The organism is Kribbella hippodromi (assembly GCF_039531045.1).
GTDB lineage: Bacteria > Actinomycetota > Actinomycetes > Propionibacteriales > Kribbellaceae > Kribbella > Kribbella hippodromi.
The window spans coordinates 59,794-81,807 of the sequence record NZ_BAAAPH010000024.1; the positions used below are offsets into that span (position 1 = coordinate 59,794).

The 22,014-nt window shown below is 68.5% G+C and carries 22 protein-coding genes; 7 read left to right on the forward strand and 15 right to left on the reverse strand.

Translation table 11 applies throughout. From position 1 onward, the window contains the following. The first annotated feature begins 332 nt into the window (after positions 1–332). Positions 333–707, forward strand: coding sequence for a 4'-phosphopantetheinyl transferase family protein (locus ABD260_RS30460; RefSeq protein ID WP_344239059.1), 375 nt, complete (start codon positions 333–335; stop codon positions 705–707). Here the strand turns inward: ABD260_RS30460 and ABD260_RS30465 are convergent. From ABD260_RS30465 to ABD260_RS30515, 11 genes are all read right to left on the reverse strand, one after another. Beyond that, positions 679–1,989 carry a glutamate-5-semialdehyde dehydrogenase gene (locus tag ABD260_RS30465; RefSeq protein ID WP_344239061.1) on the reverse strand — a complete coding sequence of 437 codons (1,311 nt, stop codon included), beginning with the start codon at positions 1,987–1,989 and terminating at the stop codon, positions 679–681. The two genes, ABD260_RS30460 and ABD260_RS30465, sit on opposite strands and share 29 nt — an antisense overlap. Further along, a complete protein-coding gene (locus tag ABD260_RS30470; RefSeq protein ID WP_344239063.1) occupies positions 1,986–2,489 on the reverse strand; it encodes an HXXEE domain-containing protein in 504 nt (167 codons plus the stop codon). Before ABD260_RS30470 ends, ABD260_RS30465 begins: the two co-directional genes overlap by 4 nt. A gap of 52 nt (positions 2,490–2,541) precedes the next feature. Next, positions 2,542–3,654 (reverse strand): glutamate 5-kinase, encoded by a 1,113-nt coding sequence (proB, locus tag ABD260_RS30475; protein WP_344239064.1) that lies wholly within the window; start codon positions 3,652–3,654, stop codon positions 2,542–2,544. A 4-nt stretch (positions 3,655–3,658) separates the two neighbouring features. Then, a complete protein-coding gene (gene obgE, locus ABD260_RS30480) occupies positions 3,659–5,236 on the reverse strand; it encodes a GTPase ObgE (protein WP_344239066.1) in 1,578 nt (525 codons plus the stop codon). Between the two features lie 149 nt (positions 5,237–5,385). After that, positions 5,386–5,646, reverse strand: coding sequence for a 50S ribosomal protein L27 (gene rpmA, locus ABD260_RS30485; RefSeq protein ID WP_130381076.1), 261 nt, complete (start codon positions 5,644–5,646; stop codon positions 5,386–5,388). 12 nt (positions 5,647–5,658) lie between these two features. After that, positions 5,659–5,976 carry a 50S ribosomal protein L21 gene (gene rplU / locus ABD260_RS30490; protein ID WP_344239068.1) on the reverse strand — a complete coding sequence of 106 codons (318 nt, stop codon included), beginning with the start codon at positions 5,974–5,976 and terminating at the stop codon, positions 5,659–5,661. 171 nt (positions 5,977–6,147) lie between these two features. Further along, complete coding sequence (locus ABD260_RS30495) at positions 6,148–10,047, reverse strand: Rne/Rng family ribonuclease (protein WP_344239070.1); 3,900 nt, start codon at positions 10,045–10,047, stop codon at positions 6,148–6,150. A 155-nt stretch (positions 10,048–10,202) separates the two neighbouring features. Further along, a complete protein-coding gene (locus tag ABD260_RS30500; RefSeq protein WP_344239072.1) occupies positions 10,203–11,030 on the reverse strand; it encodes a TIGR03936 family radical SAM-associated protein in 828 nt (275 codons plus the stop codon). 94 nt (positions 11,031–11,124) lie between these two features. Further along, positions 11,125–12,078, reverse strand: coding sequence for a metallophosphoesterase family protein (locus ABD260_RS30505; protein ID WP_344239074.1), 954 nt, complete (start codon positions 12,076–12,078; stop codon positions 11,125–11,127). 238 nt (positions 12,079–12,316) lie between these two features. Further along, positions 12,317–12,817, reverse strand: coding sequence for an anthrone oxygenase family protein (locus tag ABD260_RS30510; RefSeq protein WP_344239076.1), 501 nt, complete (start codon positions 12,815–12,817; stop codon positions 12,317–12,319). A 101-nt stretch (positions 12,818–12,918) separates the two neighbouring features. After that, the gene (locus ABD260_RS30515; protein ID WP_344239078.1) at positions 12,919–15,189 is read right to left on the reverse strand and encodes a M64 family metallopeptidase; all 2,271 of its coding nucleotides are present in this window, start codon (positions 15,187–15,189) and stop codon (positions 12,919–12,921) included. Positions 15,190–15,340: 151 nt separating this feature from the next. On the opposite strand from ABD260_RS30515, the gene ABD260_RS30520 reads away from it, so the two are divergent. Genes ABD260_RS30520 through ABD260_RS30530 form a run of 3 tightly spaced genes read left to right on the forward strand, consistent with a single transcriptional unit; the run spans position 15,341 to position 17,658 of the window. After that, entirely contained in the window at positions 15,341–16,138 is a 798-nt protein-coding gene (locus ABD260_RS30520) for a lysophospholipid acyltransferase family protein (RefSeq protein WP_344239080.1), read from the forward strand. 38 nt (positions 16,139–16,176) lie between these two features. Next, positions 16,177–17,055: a prephenate dehydratase gene (locus ABD260_RS30525; protein WP_344239082.1), complete on the forward strand. Its 879-nt coding sequence runs from the start codon at positions 16,177–16,179 to the stop codon at positions 17,053–17,055. A gap of 6 nt (positions 17,056–17,061) precedes the next feature. After that, positions 17,062–17,658, forward strand: a complete 597-nt coding sequence (locus tag ABD260_RS30530) for an AAA family ATPase (RefSeq protein WP_344239084.1) — start codon at positions 17,062–17,064, stop codon at positions 17,656–17,658. Positions 17,659–17,762: 104 nt separating this feature from the next. Here ABD260_RS30530 and ABD260_RS30535 read toward each other — a convergent pair whose 3' ends face one another. Continuing rightward, a complete protein-coding gene (locus ABD260_RS30535; RefSeq protein ID WP_344239086.1) occupies positions 17,763–18,167 on the reverse strand; it encodes an NUDIX domain-containing protein in 405 nt (134 codons plus the stop codon). 178 nt (positions 18,168–18,345) lie between these two features. On the opposite strand from ABD260_RS30535, the gene ABD260_RS30540 reads away from it, so the two are divergent. Beyond that, positions 18,346–19,209: a GNAT family N-acetyltransferase gene (locus ABD260_RS30540; protein ID WP_344239191.1), complete on the forward strand. Its 864-nt coding sequence runs from the start codon at positions 18,346–18,348 to the stop codon at positions 19,207–19,209. Here the strand turns inward: ABD260_RS30540 and ABD260_RS30545 are convergent. The 3 genes from ABD260_RS30545 to ABD260_RS30555 are packed head-to-tail and all read right to left on the reverse strand — an operon-like array spanning position 19,206 to position 20,727. Then, positions 19,206–19,523, reverse strand: a complete 318-nt coding sequence (locus ABD260_RS30545) for a hypothetical protein (RefSeq protein ID WP_344239088.1) — start codon at positions 19,521–19,523, stop codon at positions 19,206–19,208. The two genes, ABD260_RS30540 and ABD260_RS30545, sit on opposite strands and share 4 nt — an antisense overlap. Then, a complete protein-coding gene (locus tag ABD260_RS30550) occupies positions 19,520–20,137 on the reverse strand; it encodes a DedA family protein (RefSeq protein ID WP_344239090.1) in 618 nt (205 codons plus the stop codon). The genes ABD260_RS30545 and ABD260_RS30550 overlap by 4 nt, the downstream gene beginning before the upstream one ends. Beyond that, complete coding sequence (locus ABD260_RS30555; RefSeq protein WP_344239092.1) at positions 20,134–20,727, reverse strand: phosphatase PAP2 family protein; 594 nt, start codon at positions 20,725–20,727, stop codon at positions 20,134–20,136. Before ABD260_RS30555 ends, ABD260_RS30550 begins: the two co-directional genes overlap by 4 nt. Before the next feature lie 77 nt (positions 20,728–20,804). Here ABD260_RS30555 and ABD260_RS30560 point away from each other — a divergent pair, with 77 nt between their 5' ends. Next, on the forward strand, positions 20,805–21,182 hold the full coding sequence (locus ABD260_RS30560) for a BlaI/MecI/CopY family transcriptional regulator (RefSeq protein WP_344239094.1): 378 nt from the start codon (positions 20,805–20,807) through the stop codon (positions 21,180–21,182). Then, the coding region (locus ABD260_RS30565; protein WP_344239096.1) for a M56 family metallopeptidase at positions 21,179–22,014 on the forward strand (836 nt) is incomplete at its 3' end. The genes ABD260_RS30560 and ABD260_RS30565, both read left to right, overlap by 4 nt.

A 22,014-nucleotide genomic window follows, 5' to 3' on the forward strand; every position in this document is an offset into this window, starting at 1 on the left:
GGCGGGGCGGTGCGCGGCGGGACCGAGCACGGCGGGACCGAGCACGGCGGGGCGGCGTGGGTGTGATGGGGGCTGGGGTGGAGGTTTGGTGGGCGGGGGTTGGGGAGGTTCGGCGGGAGTGTGTGGAGGATCTGGATTCCGTTGAGCGGGGGCGGTTGGCGGCTTATGTGCGGGAGGTGGACAGGGACCGGTTCCTGCTGGGGGTGACGATTGTGCGGCAGGTGGTGGGGGCTCGGTTTTCGTTGCTGCCGGCAAGTGTTCGGCTGGATCGGACTTGCGCCGAGTGTGGGAAACCGCATGGGAAGGTGCGTACGGACGGCGTGGAGCTGTCCGTGACCCACTCGGGCGACCTGGTGGGAGTCGCCTTCTCGGATCGCGTCGTCGGGCTGGATGTCGAGAAGGTCGACCCGGGGGTGGATGTCGACGGGATCGCACGATTCGCCTTGACGAACAGTGAACAACAGGAGCTCGGCAAGTACGAGGGGCTGGAGAAAGCACAGCGCTTCACGACGTACTGGACCAGGAAAGAAGCTGTGGTGAAGGCGACCGGCGAGGGACTGCGCGGTGATCTGCAGGCTGAGGTTCCGAAAGGGATTCAGGTGCGGGAGCTTGAGGTCGGCGTGAACCACCGGGCGGCTCTGGCTGTTGTCGCCGATGAGCCGCCGGTGGTGCGGACGTTCAGGTTCGGAGCTGACCCTCTCCGGTGACGACGTACTTCGTCGACGTCATCTCCGGTAGGCCCATCGGCCCGCGGGCGTGCAGTTTCTGGGTGGAGATGCCGATCTCGGCGCCGAAGCCATACTCGCCGCCGTCGGTGAACCGGGTGCTGGCATTCACGACCACCGCGGCCGAATCGACCGCCTGAGTGAAGCGCCGCGCGGCCGCCTGCGAGCGGGTGACGATCGCGTCGGTGTGACCGGAGCTGTACCGCCGGATGTGCTGAACCGCATCCTCGAGCGACCCGACCACAGCAGCCGACAGATCAAGCGAGTTGTACTCGGTGCCGAAGTCGTCTTCGTCAGCCGCCACCACCGGCGCCGCGTTCGCCACCACCGGCGCGGCGTCCGCAGTCGCCGCAGCGCCGTCCGCCCCGCCCAAGTGCTTGCTGGCAGCAACTACCGTCGGGTCACCGTGGACAGTGACGCCCGCGTGAGCCAGAGCAGGAAGGGCTCGCGCCAGGAACTCGTCGGCGACCGCGGCATGCACCAACAACGATTCGGCCGCATTGCACACACTAGGACGCTGAACCTTGGAGTTCAGCAAAATCTCCAACCCGAGATCAAGATCCGCGTCAGCATCGATGTACACATGGCAGTTGCCCACACCGGTCTCGATCACCGGCACCGTCGACTCGCTGACAACCGTCTGGATCAACCCGGCACCACCACGCGGAATCAGTACGTCCACCAGCCCGCGCGCCTGCATCAGCTCCTTCACCGCGGCGCGATCAGTCGGTACACCCTGAACCACATCCGCCGGCAACCCACTCGCCTCGGCAGCATCACGCAGCACCGCGACGATCGCCACATTGGACGCCGCGGCCGACGACGAACCGCGCAACAGCACGGCGTTACCGGACTTCAAGCAGATCCCGGCAGCATCGGCAGTTACATTCGGCCGCGCCTCATAGATGATCCCGACAACACCGAACGGCACGCGCACCTGACGAAGCTCAAGACCATTCGGCAAGGTGTACCCGCGAACCACCTCGCCGACCGGATCATTGAGCCCGGCAAGCTGCTCCAGCCCGGCCGCCATCCCGTCGACCCGCGCCGGGTCGAGCGCGAGCCGGTCGACGGTCGATTCCGGCGTACCAGCCTCGCGCGCCGCCGCGACGTCCTTTGCGTTGGCCGCGACGATCGCGTCCGTGTTCGCCCGCAGCGCCGCCGCCATCGCGCGCAGTGCCGCGTCTTTCGTCGCCCGGGACGCCTCCGCCAGCGCGTACGAGGCGACGCGCGCCCGCCGGGCCAACTCGATGATCTCGCTCACTTGTTCATCCTAGAACTCGTACGGAACCGGTGCTTCAGCCGCGGCAACCGTGCGACCACATGCGCGAGCGGTACGACGGCCGCCAGCGCGATGTCCAGCCGCCGATCAGCCGGCGCGACCGGTACCTCGGCCGCCTTCAACCGCCGCCACGCCCACACGCTGTACGGGATCACGACGAGCGGTGTGGTGACCAGACCCGGGGTGTAGCGACGCAGGACGACGGACTGCGCGATGTGCGTGCCGGCATGCCACCCGAAGCCCAGCAACGAGGCCTGGAAGAGCTTGCTGCGCCCACCGGTCCGTGCCCCGGCAGCGGACGCCGCCGCCATCACGATCCCGGTCAGACCGATCGCGGTCGCCGCCTCGCCGCCGGACATCGGCAGTACTTTCGGCAACGGCTGCGGCAGATCAGGCGATCGCGAGAACGACGGCATCGTCGCGAGCTCCTCGAGATCATGAAGAATCCAGGCCGCAAGCAGCCCCCAAGCCACCTTCTTCACCCCAGCACCCTCCTCAAGAAACACCTTCAGAACAGGCGCACAAACGTCGCCCTCACAGCAGGACCAGATCGTCCCGGTGCACGACCTCACGCTCGTACGCCGCTCCGAGCTCCCGCGCCAGGTCCCGAGTCGAACGCCCCAGCAACTCCGGCAACTCCGCAGCGTCGTAATTGACCAGCCCACGCGCGATCGTCACTCCCGACGGCGACACCAGATCAACCGGGTCCCCTGCCCCGAAAGTCCCTTCCACACCAGTGATCCCGGCCGGAAGCAGCGACGCCCGCCGCTGCGTCACAGCCCGAACCGCTCCCTCATCAAGCCGCAGCACACCCTGCCCCGACGTCGCATGCGCCAGCCACAACAACCGCGACTTGCGCCGCCGCCCAGTCGGATGAAACAACGTCCCGACCGGCTCCCCACGAAGCGCCTCGCCGACCCGCCCCGCCGACGTCAAGATGACCGGAATCCCTGCCCCAGTAGCGATCGCGGCCGCCTCGACCTTGGTCTGCATCCCGCCGGTACCAACGCCGGACGCACCGCTCTTGCCGATCGCCAACGGCTCCAGATCGGCCGCTCCCCGGATCTCGGTCACCATCGACGTACCCGGCTTCCGGGGATCCCCGTCATACAGCCCGTCCACGTCGGACAGCAGCAAAAGCAGATCGGTGTGTACGAGATGACTGGTCAGCGCCGCGAGCCGATCATTGTCACCGAACCGGATTTCGGTCGTCGCGACCGTGTCGTTCTCGTTCACGATCGGTACGACACCAAGCTCGAGCAGCCGCGCGAACGTACGGTACGCGTTCCGGTAATGACTGTGCCGGGTCACGTCGTCGACCGTCAGCAGCACCTGCCCGACCCGCAAACCATGCGTCGCAAAGGCGTCGCTGTACCGAGCCATCAGCAAACCCTGACCGACCGACGCGGCCGCCTGCTGCGTGGCGAGGTCGCGCGGCCGGGTCCGCAGGCCCATCGGCGCCAGCCCGGCCGCGATCGCGCCGGAGGAGACGAGCACCACCTCGGTGCCCTCCACCCGGCGCGCCGCGATCGCGTCGACGAGCAGCCGGAGTCGTTCGTGGTCGATCTTGCCGCGCTGGGTCAGCGACGACGAGCCGACCTTCACGACGATTCGCGTGGCGTTCAACGCCTCCGCGCGCTGGTCCATGACATCAACCGTTTTCTGTGCTTTCCGCCGCTCGCTCACGCGCTTCCTTGCGCGCCAGTTTCGCGGCCGCCTCTGCGGCCCGTTTCGCCTCGGCCGGTGACATGTCGACCTCGTCCGCGTCCCAGTCCTGGCCGTGTTCGACCCAGCCCTCGGCCCGCTCCCCGGCCCGGTACGCGTGATACTCGCTGTCCTTCGTCCGCCGCCGCTGCGCCGCGGGACGGTCCTCCTCCAGCCGGTGGTCCTCACCGCGGCGGGCCAGGATCTCCGCGCCGGCCGCGACATCGGGAGCGAAGTCGAACACGATCGCGTTCGGCCCGTCGCCGATCATCACCGCGTCACCGGCCTGCGCGCCGAGCTTGATCAGCTGCTCCTCGACGCCGAGCCGGTTCAGCCGGTCCGCCAGGTAGCCGGTCGCCTCCGCGTTCGCGAAGTCGGTCTGCCGGACCCAGCGCTCGGGCTTTTCGCCCTGTACCAGCCAGCCGCCGTCCTCCGGCAGCTGCTTCACCTTGAACTCGGGACCACCCTGCACCTGCGGCCGGATCACGATCCGCGTGGTGTCGGGCTTCTCCTGCTCCGCGCGCCGGCGGACGACGATCTCGGCCATCGCGTACTTGAGCGCTTCGAGGCCCTCGTGCGACGCAGTCGAGATCGGGAACACCCTGAGCCCGCGCTGCTCCAGCTCGGCCTGCACCATGTCGGCGATCTCGCGCGCATCGGGTACATCGATCTTGTTCAGGGCAACGATGCGCGGCCGGTCCTCCAGCCCACCGTGCGCGCGCAGCTCGGCCTCGATCGTGTCCAGGTCGCTGAGCGGATCCCGGCCCGGCTCGTACGTCGCGCAGTCGATGACGTGGACGAGTGCGGCGCACCGCTCCACGTGACGAAGGAAGTCGTGCCCGAGGCCACGGCCTTCGCTCGCACCCTCGATCAGGCCGGGTACGTCGGCGACGGTGAACGTGGTGTCGCCGGCGATGACGACACCCAGGTTCGGAATCAGGGTGGTGAACGGGTAGTCGGCGATCTTCGGTCGCGCGCGGCTGATCGAGGCGACCAGCGACGACTTGCCGGCGCTCGGGAAACCGACCAGGCCGATGTCGGCAACCACCTTCAGTTCGAGGACGAGCGTACGCTCCTCGCCGTCCTCGCCCAGGAGCGCGAAACCAGGGGCCTTGCGGGAACTGCTGGCCAGGGCCGCGTTGCCCAGACCGCCCTTGCCGCCCTGGGCCGCGACGAACTCCGCGCCCGGTCCGACCAGGTCGGCCAGCACCTCGCCGTTGGCGGTGCTGATCACCGTGCCCTCGGGGACACCGAGGACGACGTCGCCGCCGTTGCTGCCGGCCTGGTGGTCACCCTTGCCCTGGGCACCATTTGTCGCGGCGCGGTGGCTGGAGCGGTGGTAGTCGACCAGCGTGGTCACGTCCGGGTCGACGCGCAGGATCACACTGCCGCCGTCACCGCCGTTCCCACCGTCCGGTCCGCCGAGCGGCTTGAACTTCTCGCGGTGCACCGAGGCGCACCCGTTTCCGCCGCGACCGGCGGTGACGTGCACCGTGACGCGGTCGACGAAGCTGGGGATGGCCATCGATGTTCTCTTCCTGCCAGAGGTTCCTGCTGTTGCCTACACAGCGCTGGTGTTCACCCAGTGCTGTTGCCTACATAGCAAAAGGGCGGGTACGCGGTATTCCGCGACCCGCCCTTGTGCAGAGCTTGTACTTCGTCCGGGTGGCGGTGTTACTCCGCCGGGGCCGGGACGATGTTGACGACGCGGCGACCGCGCCGGGTGCCGAACTCCACGTGGCCCTCGGCCAGCGCGAACAGCGTGTCGTCGCCACCACGGCCGACCAGGTTGCCCGGGTGGAAGTGGGTGCCGCGCTGCCGGACGATGATCTCGCCGGCGTTGACCAGCTGACCACCGTACCGCTTCACGCCGAGCCGCTGCGCGTTGGAGTCACGACCGTTGCGGGTCGAGGCCGCTCCCTTTTTGTGTGCCATGTCGAGATCAGCTCACTTCTTCTTCGAGTCGATCGCGGTGACCTTGACCTGGGTGTAGTGCTGACGGTGCCCCTGGCGCTTGCGGTAACCGGTCTTGTTCTTGTACTTGAGGATGTTGATCTTCGGGCCCTTGGTACGGCCGAGGACCTCGGCCGACACAGCCACGTTGGCCAGCGCCGCAGCGTCGGCCGTCACGGTGTCGCCATCGACGACGAGGACCGCCGGCAGCGCGACGGTGTCGCCCACCTTCTCGGTCAGGCTGTCGATCTCGATGACATCGCCGACGGCGACCTTCTGCTGGGTGCCGCCACTGCGCACGATCGCGTACACCGTGGATCTCACTCTCTGCTGGATCGGAAAACTTACAAGTGTGATGGTGTGGGCGGGACTGCTACGAGGCGAACTCGCTTGCCACACTTACACACCGAGCACAGGTTCGGTGCGCCGGGAGCGCACCGAACCACAAGCTTACAGCCCGAGGCTGGCAAACTCGAAATCGGTTCAACCGTGGGTGCTGACGAGCTCGGTGGCGTCGGTCGAGCCACCCGTCCCATCACCCTCGGTAGCGGTCTTGCTACGGCTCCGACTGCTTCGCCGGCGCCGGGTCGACTTGCCTGACCCGTTCTGCGCCGCCTCGGTCGCGTCCGCCTCGGCAGCTCCCTCAGCTGGCGCTCGGTCGGCGCCTGCGACCTCCGCAGCCGGGAAGCCGGTGGCTTCGGGGCTGATGTGGGCTTCGGCGTCGGCGATCGGGTAGCCGGTGGGTTCCGGTGTGCCGGCGTCCGCGGCAACCGGCGTACCCGGCTCCTCGTCCTTCTTCACCGTCGCGGCCGCGATCTGGGCCAGCCTCTGGGCGGCGTCGCCGTTGTGCTGCGGCGCCTCCGCCTCGGCGGCCGGCTCGTCCTCGCCACGGTTCTTGCCCCGACGCCGGCGCGAGCTCTTCCGCCCGCTCTCCTCCGGCTGCGCGGCCTTCCCATGATCGTGACCGTTGCCACCGTTCCCGGAGCCACCGTTCCCCGAGCCGCCGTTCCCGGAGCTGTTCGCGGAACCGCGGCTGTCGCGGCGCCGGGACTCCTTCGGCTCGTCGTGCAGGATCAGCCCGCGCCCACCACAGTGGTCGCAGTTCTCGCTGAACGCCTCGAGCAGACCGGTACCGATCCGCTTCCGGGTCATCTGGACCAGCCCCAGCGACGTCACCTCGGCGACCTGGTGCTTGGTCCGGTCCCGGCCCAGGCACTCGACCAGCCGGCGCAGCACCAGGTCCCGGTTCGACTCCAGCACCATGTCGATGAAGTCGATCACGATGATGCCGCCGATGTCGCGGAGCCGGAGCTGCCGGACGATCTCCTCGGCCGCCTCCAGGTTGTTCTTGGTGACGGTCTCCTCGAGGTTTCCGCCGGAGCCGGTGAACTTGCCGGTGTTCACGTCGACCACCGTCATCGCCTCGGTCCGGTCGATGATCAGCGAGCCACCCGACGGCAGCCAGACCTTGCGGTCCAGCGCCTTCTTGATCTGCTCGTCGATCCGGTAGTTCGCGAACACGTCGCTGTGGGCCTTCTCGACCCGGTCGACCAGATGCGGCGCAACCCCGGCGACGCACTCCCGGACCTGGTCGTACGCCTGGTCGCCGGAGATCACCAGCTTCGCGAAGTCCTCCGTGAACAGGTCACGGACAACGCGGATCAGCAGGTCCGGCTCGCCGTACAGCAGCTGCGGCGCCTGGCCGTTCTTGGACTTCTTCTCGATGTCCTCCCAGGCGGCCTGCAGGCGGCTGACGTCGGCGGTCAGCTCCTCCTCGGACGCACCTTCGGCCGCGGTCCGGACGATCACGCCGGCCTCGTCCGGGACGATGTCCTTCAGGATCGTCTTCAGCCGGTTCCGCTCGGTGTCGGGCAGCTTGCGGCTGATACCGCCGTTGCCACCACGCGGTACGTACACGACGTACCGCCCCGGGAGGCTGATCTGGTTCGTCAGGCGCGCGCCCTTGTGGCCGATCGGGTCCTTGGTCACCTGTACCAGGACGGACTGGCCGGACTTCAGTACCTGCTCGATCTTCCGCGGACCGTTCGCGCCGCCGAGCGTCGCCCAGTCGACCTCACCGGCGTACAGAACGGCGTTGCGGCCCTTGCCGATGTCGATGAACGCGGCTTCCATGCTCGGAAGCACGTTCTGTACGCGGCCGAGGTACACGTTGCCGATCAGCGACGTCTGCTCCGCCGTGGTGACGTAGTGCTCGACCAGGACGTTGTCCTCGGAGACCGCGATCTGGGTCAGGTCGTCGCGGGACCGGATCACCATCGTCCGCTCGACCGACTCACGCCGGGCCAGGAACTCGGCCTCGGTCACGATCGGCGCGCGGCGGCGGCCGGCGGCGCGGCCCTCGCGGCGGCGCTGCTTCTTCGCCTCGAGGCGGGTCGAACCCTCGACCGCGGTGATCTCGTTCGCGGTGTTCTTGCTCCGCGGCTCGCGGACGCGGACGACTGTCTCGTCCGGGTCGTCCGGGGCAGAACCGGAGTCCTCACCCTTACGACGGCGGCGACGCCGGCGCCGGCGGGACGAACTACCGCCCTCGTCGTCGTCAGAGTCGTTCGCGTCGTGATCGCCGTCCTCAACGGCGTCGTCGGACCCGTCACGCCCGGCGGCGTCCTGCTTGGCACCGTCGCGTCCGCTGTCCGGCTTGCCGCCGCGGCCCGCGCCGTCACGGTTGTCGCGGCCGCTGTGGTCGGTGTCGTGGTCGTCCTGGTCGTCGTCGGAGTGCTCGTCGGTGCTGTCGTCGGCACCGTCGGCGTCTCCAGCCTTGCGGCGGCGACGCCCACCACGGCGCCGGCGCCGGCGGCGAGTCCCCTCGCCCCCTTCGTCGCCGTCGTCCGCGTGTCCGTCCGGGTGCCCGTCGGTCTGCGCGTCGGCCTCAGCCTCAACCTGTCCGTCGGCCTCAACCACGGTGGTGTCAGCAGCACCACGACGGCTCCGACGCGTACGAGTGCGAGTCGAACCGCTCTCGTCAGCAGCATCACCACTCGTAGCCGCTGAGCCGTCAACCGCACCGCCCTGCGAACCGTCAGCCGCCTGCGAACCGTCCGCAGACGCCCCACGCCGAGTGCGAGTGCGCGCCGAACCGTCGTCGGCAGCATCACCCGAGCGCGAGTCGCCGGCGCCAGCGCCGGCGGAGCCGGAACGCGAGCCGGAGGCACCGGAGTGCGAGTCGGCGGCGGCAGAGCGCGAGTCGGCGGAGTCAGAGCGGGAGTCGGTGGAGGCGGAGTGCGAGTCGTAGGCGCCGGAGTGCGGGTCGGCGGAGGCGGAGCGGGAGTCGCTGGTGCCTGTGGACGCGGAGTGCGAACCGTCGGCAGCGGCGTTCTCCCCGGCCGCGGACTGCGCACCGTCGGCGCCGGCACCGCGGCGGTTCCGTCGGGTGCTCGGCTTGGCGCCGGTGTCTTCGGCGTCAGCGGACGCGCCACGGCGGGTGCGGCGGCGGGTGGTTGGCTGCTCGTCGGCGCCTGGCTCGGGGGTGGTGCCTGCGGCGGCTTCGAGCGGGGTGGCCTCAACGGGCGCCTGCTGAGCCGGGTTGTCCTGCGTCGGCGCCTGGAACAGCACAGCGGCAGGCGCAGCCGCGCGACGCCGCGTACGCCGAGCACCCGTCTCCCCCGCCGGCGCACCGTCCGAGGAGCTCGCACCGGCGCCACCATCAGCATCCGCCGCAGAGTTCGAGCCGCTCGCGCGGCTCGCCCTGGTCCCGGCGCTTGCTCCGTCGGCGCCCGCCGGGGCGGTCGCGGTCGTCGTGTCGGTGGTGGTCGTGCGGCGGCGGGTGGTGCGCTTGCGTGGGGCAGCCACTTCCTGTGTACCTGACGTGTCAGCAGAAGCAACCGGGCCATCGGTGACCGGTGAATCCGTCGTCACCAGGCCACCAGTCGCGGCACCGGCCGGCGAACTGCCGGCGGAGGCGGCGTCGGCTGAGGCCGCAGCCTTCTTCGTGGTGCGTTTGCGGGTGGCCTTCTTGGCGGGAGCGTTCTCCACGACCGGGCCCGCATCCGCGGTGGACGACGAGGCGTCGGCCCCGGGGGCGTCCGGGAGGGTGTCCTGGGCCGCCTTCTTGGCGACGCGCTTGGTGGTCTTCTTGGCCGGCGCCTTGGCGGCGGTTTTCTTCGCGGCCGGGGCCTTCTTCGCGGCGGCCTTGGCGGCCGTCTTCGCGGTCTTCTTGACCGGGGCCGGGTCGGCCGACTGGTCGTCGGCCTGGGTCGGGACCGCCTCAGCGGCCGGAACCGGCTCGGCGGTCTTCTTCACCGTGCGCTTGCGCGTGGCGGTGGTCTTCTTCGCGGCCGGCGCCTTCTTCGCGCCACGGCGCGTCGAGGGGGCGGCGTCGGTGGCAGCCGTTTCGGCTGCCTCGGTGGTCGGCTCGTTGTCGAGCATGCAGTGCGGGTCTCCTCAAGCCCTCCGGCGCATCCTGCGACCCCTGTCACGGGTCCGGGCGCGGCCACAAGGCGGTCACGGTTCGCCGCGCCTGGCCCCCGGACTACTCGGGGCCGCAACGTGGCGGAAGCCTGCTGGATCCGCTCCGCCCGCGCTCAGGGCACAGAGGGAGCGGCGGCGTCGCCCTCCGCTGTGTGCGTCTGGTGGGGATCTGCCTGGCCGGTCGCGGTCGCCTGGTTGGCGTCGCGGTCACGAGCGAGCGGATCTTCCACCGTGCCGGTGTCCGCGGTGAGCGGGCCCTGGGCGAGCCTGGTCAAAAGAGCCGGGCCCGTCACCGGGAGCGTCGCTACCTCGCGCACGCCGGCGAGAACGTCGTCGGGTCTCACGGCCGGGGTTCCGTGCCGTAACACCACTTGCAGTATCGCACACGTCGCAACCGGCCCCGGTTCACTCGCGACGGTGAGTCGGAGAACGGCGGCCCGACAGTCGAACGAGCGAAGTCCGCGTTTGGTCATGCGCTCGACCAGAATTTCCTCCCGCCCGAGGAACGCCCGCGCCGCTGCCTCCGCCGCCTCCGGATCGACTCCGGGCAACGCGATCAGCCACTCGCTGGCCTCCAGCCGCTCGGCCAGCCCACCTGGCCCGGCGACCACCACCTCGAGGACGTCCAGCCCCGGCGGCAGCGCCTCGTCCAGGGCGGCCCGGACCTGCTCGGCGTCCCGCTCCTGTGTGAGCGATATCTCCAGGTACTCGGCTTCGGAGGCTGCTCCGGTCGGCGCGGCGCCCGCGTACGAGATCTTCGGGTGCGGGCTGAAACCGTGCGAAAACGCCACCGGCAGCCCGGCGCGCCGGACGGCCCGCTCGAACGCCCGCTGGAAGTCGCGGTGTGAGGTGAATCGCAGCCGCCCCCGCTTGGCGAACCGGACGCGGAGCTTCTGGACCGCGGGCAGCTGCTGCGACGGCGGAGCTTGAACTGGTGGCACGCCCACAGTCTCTCAAACAGCCATCGACCCCGATCGGACGGCACTCACCACAGCCCCGCGCTCAACCCGACGGCGCTCGCGGCGGCTCCCCCGCTCATTCCGATGGGGTGTACCGCGCTTCCGGTGCCCAGGCCGGTCTTGCGGCGCGGTTCAGCTCGACGTGTACGTCGCCGCGCAGGTCGTCGTACACGATGACGCGACTGCCGTCGACGGGTACCCGATCGGGTGACGTACGCATCCGCGCCCGGCGCTGGTGATGCCCGGCCGGCGAGTCGTACTCGATGGTGACATGCAGCTCGGGGTTGTTGCCGAGCCAGTAGATGATGTCTCCGAGGCGTACCTGCCCGTCGTACCGGTGTCCGTCCCGGCGGAGCCGTTCGATCGTCGTCTGCCGCCGGTGCGCGTGCAGCAGGGCGCCGGGCAGCCGTAGCACCACGGCGATCCACCACAGACCGGCCAGGATCGCGAGGGCCGCCGAGATCGCGATCGCCTCGGTGCCGACCAGGCCTTGGGTGGTCCGCCGGATCGTCTCGGCGGTGTCAATCCGCAGCGCGGTGACAACCGAGATGGCTGCGCCGGCAACCAGTCCGGCCAGCAGCGGCGCGGAGCGCAGGAACGACGCGACCCGGCGTTGCCCGAACTCTTGCCGTGCTTGTTCGGTGACGTCCGTGGTGACGAACAGGGTCAGGTACCCGCCGATGATCGCGGCGACAATCGCCCAGCCAACCGGAACCTCACCGGGTACGTCGACAGCGCAACTGCCCGCGGGCGCGGACGTGCCGCCGCAGAGCAATGACGTACCCAGCAGACTCGCGATGCCCCAACCGATGAAGCACAGGGCCGATGAGATCAGCAATCGCCCGGTCAGCTGCCCGGGCCGCTCCCCCGGAGCCAGGCCGGTGATCCGACCGCCCTTGTCGACGGTGGAGAAGACAGGCCGATAATCCCACCAGTCCCGCGAATCCACCTCCCGCGAATCCCCCGCCCCTGAAAGCCCGTCCCCCGACGCCGCCCCGCCGGCTGTTTCGCTCGCCGTTTCGTCGGCCACCATTGCCTCCCCAGGGTCCGATCGGGACGAACCGTACCTGGAAATAAAGTGATACTGCATCCTTGGGAAACCGTTCCGGGGAGCGGTCTGCCGGAGCGTTTCTGGCGTATATGGGGAGAAACGCTCCCAGGTCCGCCCTGAAAGGCTCCTGGGATCAGCCGTCGGTGGGTCGATTCGCCGACGGTTTCGATCGGGTGCCGACGGCTTCCACCCGGCGGCCGCGGTGCCGGGCAGGTGTTCACGGCTGGGCGGCGGATTTTCCGGTCAGGTAGAGCGCCCAGCCGAGGAAGCCGAAGGACACCGTCGCCAGCACCGTCCGGACCAGGTTGAAGGTCCGCCATTTCGACTCGTCGAAGGCCGCTCGGACCGCCGCGACGTCGATCGAGCCCGGGTCGCCGGCCGCCTTCAGCGCGTCGTTCATCGGTACGTTCACCGCGACCGTGACGATCATCGAGACCAGGTACAGCACGAACGCGATCGCGATCCACGGCAGCGCCTTCTCCTTCAGGCTGACCGCGCCGGCGAGCAACGTGAACAGCAGCGCGCCGACGAATCCGAGGCCGAGGAACAGCGGGTTCACGATCGCCCGGTCGACCGCCTGGAACGCGCTCACGAAGGTCTTGTCGTCGGTCGTCGCCAGGCCGGGCATGAACGCGTTCGCGTAGATCCCGTACACCCCGGCCACCAGGCCCGTCGTCATCGTGGCCGCCATCAGTGCCGCCACCCGCAGTCCGTTCATTTCACTCCTCCAGTACGGCGGGAACTCCCCGCACCGGAAAAGTTATGTGCCCCGGACGCCGGATGACATGTCGGCGAAACTCACTTCCATGTCAGCGCGGCTCAGAGCCTTCCGCACTGGCCGGAACGTGGTCCGGCGACCCTGTTCGGTGCCTCGAGATTCGTTGGTGCTGTGGTGTTGGTGGCGCAGGTCAGTGGGCCGTTGATGGTGTTGCCGGCGATGGCCGGAGGCTGGGTTGTTGTGGCGTTGGCGACGGATAGCGGGCCTTGGATCGTGGTGCCGATGATGACCAGGCTGCGGTTGGTGCGGTCGGCGCTGACTGGGCCTCCGACAGTTGAGCGGAGCAGTTGCAGGTCGGCGGCGCGGTCGGCTCGTACGGGGCCTGTCAGGCGACTGTCGCGCGCTATCAGGGATGCACCGGCCGCGACGACGATCGGGCCGTTGATGGTGGCGTTGGTCAGGCAGGTGACGCCGGAGGTCAGGTACAGCGGGCCGTTGTAGGTGCCGGTTCGCGTTGTGGTGCAGGCGGGCGCGGGATGCAAGAGCGTGACGGCGAATTGCTTGGGCGTACCAATGTTGCCGGTGGCATCTATTGCGCGGTACTCGACTTGGTGGCGGCCGTAGCCGGACGGGACGTTGTCCCATGGGACGACGCGCGGTACGCCGAGTTTGCCGTACACGAGCTGGTCGATCTCGGTGCCTTCGGCGGTGAAGCGGAACGGCGCGGAGGCGTCGGTCGGCCAGCCGTAGTAGTTGTACCAACCGTCGCCGTCCACGCGGAACTCCGGGACGACGTACCCCGGGCTGTCATCTTTTGCCGACAATCCCATTGTGAACATGTCGTCGTAGATGTACTCCGGACCGCTGGTCTTGTTCACGGTCAGGAGTGGCTTGGACATGGTGGGCGTGACGGTCGGTTCGACGCCATCGACCTGCCAGGTGAGTGAGTCGGTGCCTACCTGCGCGGTCAGGGTGTGCCGGCCGGTCAGGTGGAGCGGCGCGAGGGCGAGGTCCCGGTCGTTTCCTGGGTTGGGTACGACGGCGCCGTCGAGTCGCCAGGTGATGGCCGGCTGTGCGGTCGCGGGCTGAGTGGTTTCCACGTACACGACCTCGTCCGCGCTGACCGGGTGCTCGGTCGAGCTGGACGTGGTGAACATCGGCGCGGCAGATGCGGGCGGGGTGGGCTGACTATTGTCGACAATCCAGGTGCGGGTGGCGGTTGGGCGGACGGTGGGGTCGCGGATGAACGTAGTATTGTCAACAATAGACGCGGTCAGCGTGTGTTGACCCGGCGCGAGATCCAATGCGGCGAGGTCGACGGCGCGGGCGTTGGCGGTTGGTAGTACGGCACCGTCGAGCGTCCAGGTGACGTCCAGCTCGTGGTCGACCGGGTGCAACGTCTGCAGCCAAACGACCTGGTCAGCCGCGACCGGACCAGCCGGCGTACTCCCCTGGAACAGCGTCGCCTTTGCCGACAATCGCTGGGTCATCCGCTCCCGCGACACCTGATCGAAGTAGTACCCGAGCACCTTCATCATCGAGTGCGCACTGGGTCGCCAGACACCCGAACCGGCGTACATCCCGCCCTCGTACCGCCCGATCGTCCCGCCGGACTCGGACGGCTCCCCCAGCCAGCGGTACCACTTCTTGTGCTGATCCAGCATCTGCTGCTCGGTCAGCAGACTGTGATGAATCGAGGACGGCTCCGACCCTTGGTACGGAGCTCCGCGATCGCCCCGCGCGTAGTAGTCGTACTCATCCTGCAATCCACCCAGCGAGTGCCCCAGCTCGTGCGGTGTGATCAAAGCCGACAGTGCGTTCCCGCCCGACGCAGTCGCGTACGAACCACCCGCGCCGCCGTACGTCGCGCTGTTGCCGATAGCAAGGATCTGCCGATTGGCGGAGGTAGTACCAGGAACCAGGTCGGCGTACTGCGTGGCCGCCGCCTGGCTGACTGTCAGCAACCGCTGCACACTGCCCGGATTGCAGCCGCCCCAGAACCCCATCTGCAACGGAGTGTTCCGCTTCGGTGCATCCAGCCCGGGGTCGCAGTCCACGCCGCTCTCCGGAGAGGCGATCTCCACGGCGTACACGTTGATGTAGTTCCGGTACGTCTTGAACGGCTCGATGCTCCAGAGGATGTTCAAGTGCTTGTCCAACTGCTCGCGGAACTTCGGCAGCTCGGACGCTGTGTAGCCGTCACCCATCACCACCAGGTTGAACCGGGAGGCGGCCGGCCCACTGACCTGGATCGGCACCACAGTCGCCTCCGGCCCGGCGGCGTCCAGTACGGCGGCCTGGGCGGGCGGCGGTAGCGTGATGAGCAAGCCGGTGATCAGCGCGGCAAGTGCGGTCAGGAGCTTCGTACGCATCGTTCCTCCACCAGCTGGGCGACGCTGACGTCAGCAGCTTACGAAGGCGGGCCCGAGTACGTCAGGACCTTCCGCGTGGCGACCTGGCGCCGAACCGGGCCCGCGTGCGGCATCATGAGGGGTCGGGAGCAGTTGTGAGGAGAGGACACCGATGACGGAACCGGCACAGTCGCCGCGGCGCGAGCCGGACCCAGCGGTCGTGGATGCCGGCGACGGCGACGGCAGGGGCATCTACTGGGTGCTGAAGAACCTGGTCGTCGGACCGCCGGTCAAACGCATCTTCCGGCCGAACGTTCTCGGTGCCGAGAACATCCCGGCCACCGGCGCGGCGATCATCGCCAGCAACCACCTCTCGTACGCCGACTGGATCTTCATGCCGCTGGCACTGCGCCGCCGGGTGACGTTCGTGGCGAAGTCCGACTACTTCACCGGCGCGGGGATCAAGGGCCGGTTCCAGCGCGGGTTCTTCAAGGGCACCGGGCAGGTGCCGATCGACCGGTCCGGCGGGTCGGCGTCCGAGGGCGCGATGCGGGCCGGGATGAAGGTGCTGGAGCGCGGCGAGTTGTTCGGGATCTACCCGGAGGGCACCCGCTCGCACGACGGCCGGCTGTACAAGGGGCGTACCGGCGTCGCGCGGCTGGCGCTGGAGGCGAAGGTGCCGGTGATCCCGTGCGGCGTGATCGGTACCGACGTGGTCGCACCGCCGGGCAAGGTCGTCGCGTCGTTCGCGTCCCCGACGGTGAAGTTCGGTGAGCCGCTGGACTTCTCCCGGTACGAGGGGATGGAGAGCGACCGGCTGATCCTGCGGGCAGTCACCGACGAGATCATGTACAAGATCATGGAGCTGTCCGGGCAGGAGTACTTGGACATGTACGCCACCAAAGCCAAGGCGCTGGAGGGGCGGGCGGTCACTGGGGCACCGGACAGGGTCCGTAAGACGGACACCTGATCCGGTTGGTGAGATGGGTGGGTCTAGTCTGGTAGATCGTGGACGGACCGATCGCATATCAGGGTGAGCCAGGCGCCAACTCGGCGATGGCGTGCACCGACATGTTCCCCGAGCGCGAGCAGTTGCCGTGTACGACGTTCGAGGACGCGCTCGAGGCGGTCAGCAGCGGGCGCGCCGGACTTGCGATGATCCCGGTGGACAACTCGATCGCCGGACGGGTCGCGGACATCCACCACCTGCTGCCTGAGTCCGGGCTGCACATCGTCGGTGAGTACTTCCTGCCGATCCACTTCCAGTTGCTCGGTGTCCCCGGGACTTCGCTGGATCGGATCAAGACGGTCCGCAGCCACGTACACGCCCTCGGCCAGTGCCGGAAGATCATCCGCGAGCACGGCTGGTCGACCGTCGTCGCCGATGACACCGCCGGCGCGGCGCGGGAGGTCTCCGAACTCGGCGACCCGACCGTCGCGTCGCTGTCACCACGGGCCGCCGCCGGGCTGTACGGCCTCGATACCCTCGCGTCCGACGTCGAAGACGAGCACCACAACACCACCCGATTCCTGGTCCTCTCCCGTGAACCCGAGATCCCGCCGGTCGGGTCGGGCCCGATCATCACGTCCTTCGTGTACCGGGTCCGCAACGTGTCGGCCGCGCTGTACAAGGCGCTCGGTGGTTTCGCGACCAACAGCGTGAACATGACCAAGCTGGAGTCGTACCAGCTGGGCGGCATGTTCTTCGCCACCCAGTTCTACGCCGACATCGAAGGCCACCCCGAAGACCCCAACGTAGCCCTCGCCCTGGAAGAACTCGCCTTCTTCTCCGTCGAGGTCCGCCTCCTGGGCGTCTACCCCGCCCACCCCTTCCGCACCACAATTGCCGAACCAGCCGCCAACCGAGCCCTCCGCCCGCACCACTAACCAGCGGTGGGCGCCGTACGGGTCCTGCTGATCGGCGGGACCTCGAACGCCGGCAAGTCGACGGTGGCTCAGGTGATCGCGCGACGGCTCGGGTACGAGTACGTGTCGACGGACCGGCTCGGCCGTCACCCCGGCCGTCCGTGGACGACGACCGAGCAAGACGTGCCGGAGCATGTCGTAGAGCACTACCGCTCCCTCACGGAAGTGCAACTGGTCGAGGCGCTCCTCAAGCACTACGAACGAATGTGGCCACGGGTGGAGGAGCTGATCTCAACTCACACCCCCGCTCCGGGGGTTGGGCTGCTGTTGGAGGGGTCCGGGGTGTGGCCGGAGTACGTCGTCCGGCTCGGGGCGCCGTACACGGCGGCCGTTTGGCTGACCGCGGACAAGCGCGTGCTGGCCGACCGCATCCACGACACCAGCCGGTACGACGAGCTGACTGCCGACCGCCGACTGCTGGTCGACAAGTTCCTCGCCCGCTCCCTCGACTACCAGTCCGCGATGCTCGATCAGCTCAACCGCCTCCACCTCGCCCACCTCGACACCACCAACCTCACACTCTCCGCCACCGTCGAGAACGTCCGCGCCTTAACCGATGGTTGATCGCTCCGTGGGTTAGGACATCGCATCAAGTGTCCAAGGTCCCGAGTCCCTGTCCGAGGTCACGCACGGGGCGGGTCGGCGCGGATCGGTTGGTGTAGGGCGACTTAGGCGAGAACTTCGCGGGCGAGTGCGCTCAGGCGCCTGTGGTTGTCGGTAGTGGGGTTGAACCACTCGGAGCCGGCAGTGTCGGACGACGTGATGGAGGTGGTGGGGAGAGCCGTTGGGAGGGCTACATCGGCGTAGACGCCGTGGTGGTGGAGGTTGATGGGCTCGCCTGCGGAGGATTCGCGTACGTGCAGGGTGAACGGGGTGAAGTCGGTGGGTGCGGTGATGCGTAGGCCTAGTTCTTCCTGGAGTTCTCGTTCGAGGGTTTGGGGCCAGGACTCGCCTGGTTCGGGGCGGCCGCCGGGTAGGTCCAGGAGATTGGTGTACGGGCCTCGGGTCTTGTGGACGAGGAGGATGCAGCCGGCGGCGCTGATGCGGGCGTACACGCCGAAGTGGTACTCCATCGGCTGATGGTAGTTCGCGGGTGGTGGGTGGGGTGGTTAGGGTTTGGGGGTGGAGATTGTTGCGGTGGATGGGCGGGATTCGGATGTGTTTCGGCGGTTTTATGGGGTGAAGTTTGGGGTTCGGCGGGAAGAGCTTGAGTTTCCGGTGGGGTTGGGGGTTGAGGAGGCTCGGGTGGTGATGGCTCGGGAGCATGCGGATGTGCGGGCTACTGGGCTTGGGCTGGTGGACGGGGATGTCTGGCTGGGGGTGGCTTGGCTGGATTGGTGGCTGGTGGGGAACACCGACACGGTGGATGTTGAGCTTGCGGTGGTGCCGGAGTATCGGCGGCGTGGGGTTGGTAGCCGGTTGCTGGAAGTTGCGGTTGAGCAGGCGAAGGCGGCTGGGCGGCGGATCCTGTCGGGGACGAACATGGCGGGGGATCCGGAGACCGGAGACAGCCCGGGGACGCGGTTCGCGGCGGCGCGGGGGTTTGTGCGGAAGCATGCCGAGCTGCATCAGGTGGCCGAGTTCCCCCTGGACGAGGCGGCTTTGGATCGGCTGGATCAGCCAGTTGACGGGTACGAGATCGTTCAGTGGCGCGAACACACACCGGATGAGTGGATGCCGCAGTTCGTCGAGTTGCTGAGTGGGATGAGCGAGGACGTACCGACCGGCGATCGCACGGACGAGCCGATTCGGTGGACGGCTGAGCTGGTGCGGAATGCGGAAGCGCGCCGGGTCGCGCAAGGACGGTTCACGTACACGACTGCCGCCGTACACATCGCGTCTGGCGAGCTGGCCGCGTACACGCAGATGGGTGGTACGCCGGAGACGCCCGATCGGTTGAATCAGTACGACACGTACGTCCGCCGATCGCACCGCGGCAACCGGCTCGGGGTCGCGGTCAAGGCGCCGAACCTTCGCGCACTGCAGGCGGGTGTCGCGCGCAAGGCCGTACTGCACACCTGGAACGCGCCCGAGAACGCCCCGATGATCGCAGTCAACACGAAACTCGGCTTCCGCCCGGTCGCCCAGCGAACGATGTGGGAACGGGTCCTCTAGACCCGCGCTCGTCGGCGGCTGACGAGTTGCCAGCTGCCGGCGATGGTCAGCGCGATGATCGCCACGGCCGGAACCTCGTCCCGCAGCTCGTTGCGTACCCGCGTATTGGCCCGCGCGCACCGAGCCAGGTGATGCAGCACCTGCACCCGGCCGTCGTGGTAATGCTCCGACTCGGCCGTGCACCGCGCCATTTGGGTGCCCGCGGCATCGATCTGCCCGCGGTGGTCGATCGCGTCCGGGAACACCCAGGCGAGCAGGCCGACGAACGCTCCGATCGTCAGCACCAGCCAGGCGACGCGTTTTGATCCGGTCACTCGGCGGCGGCCCGTTCCGCGCGATGGCGGCGGATTCGCCAGACCACGAAGACCACGATCACGATCGCCGCGACGACTAGCGCGGCGACCCGGCCGAAGGTCTTCTCGACCTTGGCGTACGAGTGGCCGGCCAGGTACCCGAGCAGCACCACGCCCGTGCCCCAAACGATCCCACCGGCCGCGTTGAAACTCAGGAACTTCAAGTAGCGCATCCCCGACATCCCGGCGAGCGCCGGCATCGTGGCCCGGAAGAACGCCACGAACCGGCCGAGGAACACCGCCGTCCCGCCCCGCTCGGCCAGCTGTTTACGCGCTGCGTCGAGACGCCCGGACCGGCCCTTCACCAGCCGGCTCGACAGCAACTTCGGCCCGAAAAAGCGCCCCACCTCGTACCCGACCGTGTCGCCGAGAATCGCGGCGCCGATCACCACCACGAGCACGATCGGCAACGACGCATGCCCGAGCGCCGCGATCACTCCCCCAAGCACAGCCGCCGTCTCACCCGGCAGTACGAAACCGACGAACAGCGCGTCCTCGGCGAACACCAGCAGCCCGACCACGCCGTACACGGCCGCCCCGTGCAGACCGAGCAGCCAGTCAGTCAGCCCCTTCATGGCAGACGCGGCCGCCGTACGTCGACCAGCACCGGACGCAACCTGGTTGTCGCGACCGCCTCGACCGCCCAGGTCAGCGGCCGGCGCAACAGCAACCAGGTGCCGAGGGCAACGATCGCGCCGAGCAGCAGGCCGGCCACCACATCGGCCGGGAAATGCGCCGCGATGTACACCCGGGTGAACGCCATCAGCACCGCGGCGGCGGCCGCGATGATCCCGAGCCGCCGGTTCACGATCCACAGCCCGACCGCGGCCGCGCCGGCCATCGTCGCGTGGTCCGACGGGAACGACGGGTCGGTGCTCCGGTTCGCGAGCACGAGGATGTTCGGCAGCGTCGTGTACGGGCGTGCCTCGTGCACCGCATGCACGATCGGTTGATTGACAGCCACAGCCAACAGGGTCGCACCACCCGCCGCGATGGCCGCAGCCACCCCCGCCACCTGCCCCGATCGCCGCGCCACCCACCAGCCCGCGACCAGCAGGACGCCGAACAGTACGACGCCGTAATTCGCATACGCCTGGGCCGGACCGTGCAACCACGGCGTGGCCTCGGCGAACTCGTTGATCTGCCCGAACAACCAGTGATTCACCGTAGCCCCCATCTACTACAATTCGGGTAGTAGCTGAATGCTACTACCTTGTCTGTAGTAGTCATGAGGAGACGTCGGTGCAGGCATCCCGGAGCCAGAGTCGCGGGCGGGGCGACCTGGAGCAGCAGGTGTTCGCCGCACTGGCCGCGGGCGGTGGGGCGATGACCACTACTGAGGTACGTGATGCGCTGGGCGGTGAGCTGGCGTACACGACCGTGATGACGGTGCTGGCGCGGATGGCTACGAAGGGCCTCGCGACCCGGAAGCGCGTCGGCCGTTCGTACGCGTACACGGCTGTTGTCGATGCCGCGGAGGTGACGGCGCATCAGATTCATCGGCTGCTGGATGAGCGGGGCGATCGCGCTGCCGTGCTGACTCGGTTTGCCCGCGGACTGTCTCGGGAGGAGTCCCAGCTGCTGGTGGATCTCCTGGCGGCCGACGAGCGCGCGTCATGACGACCGCCGCGGTCCTGGGGCTGATCGCGATCGTTGGTTATGCGTTGATCGCGCCGGCTGCGAGCCGGCGGTTGGTGCCGTCGGTTGCGACCGTGCTGCTCGTTGTGGGCAATCTGCTCGCGGCTGCCAGCGGGGTGTTCATCCTGGCGGTGATGGCGTTCACGTGGGTTGGGCAGTTCCCGCTGGTTGCGCAGCAGGGCGCGTGGTCGCCCGCGGCGCTTCGGAGCGACAGTCCGGTGCCGGCTTGGCCTGCCGCGGTGAGCGGTTGTTTGGTGATGGTTGCGCTTGGGTCGTTTCTGGTTGCCGGGTTGCGTCAGGCGCGGGCGCTGATTGCGGTGCATCGGGCGTGCCGCGGGCTTCGGCCGGTTGGTGATTTGGTCGTACTGGAGGATGAACGGCCGGATGCTTTCAGTACGCCGCAACCGGCCGGTCGGGTGATCGTGACGAGCGGTCTGCTGCGTGCGCTTGACCATCGCGAGCGGAAGGTGCTGCTTGCGCATGAGAACTCACATTTGGCGCATCATCACGCTTGGTGGAACCTGATCGCCGGGCTGACTGCGGCCGTCAACCCGCTGCTCCGTCCCGCTGCCCGCGCCGCGGCGACCGCAGCCGAGCGGTGGGCCGACGAGGACGCCGCAAGAGCCGTCGGCGACCGCCGACTGGTCGCGGAGACGCTGGTCCGGGTCGCCCAACTACAAACCCACTTCGCAGTCCCAGCAGCGGGTGGTTCTCGGCCGACCGCCCGAACGAGCGGAGATGCACGACCGGTGAGCGGACCGGCCGGGAGCAACCGGCCTGTGGTTGGGGCGACTACGGGTGACCAGCCGGTCGG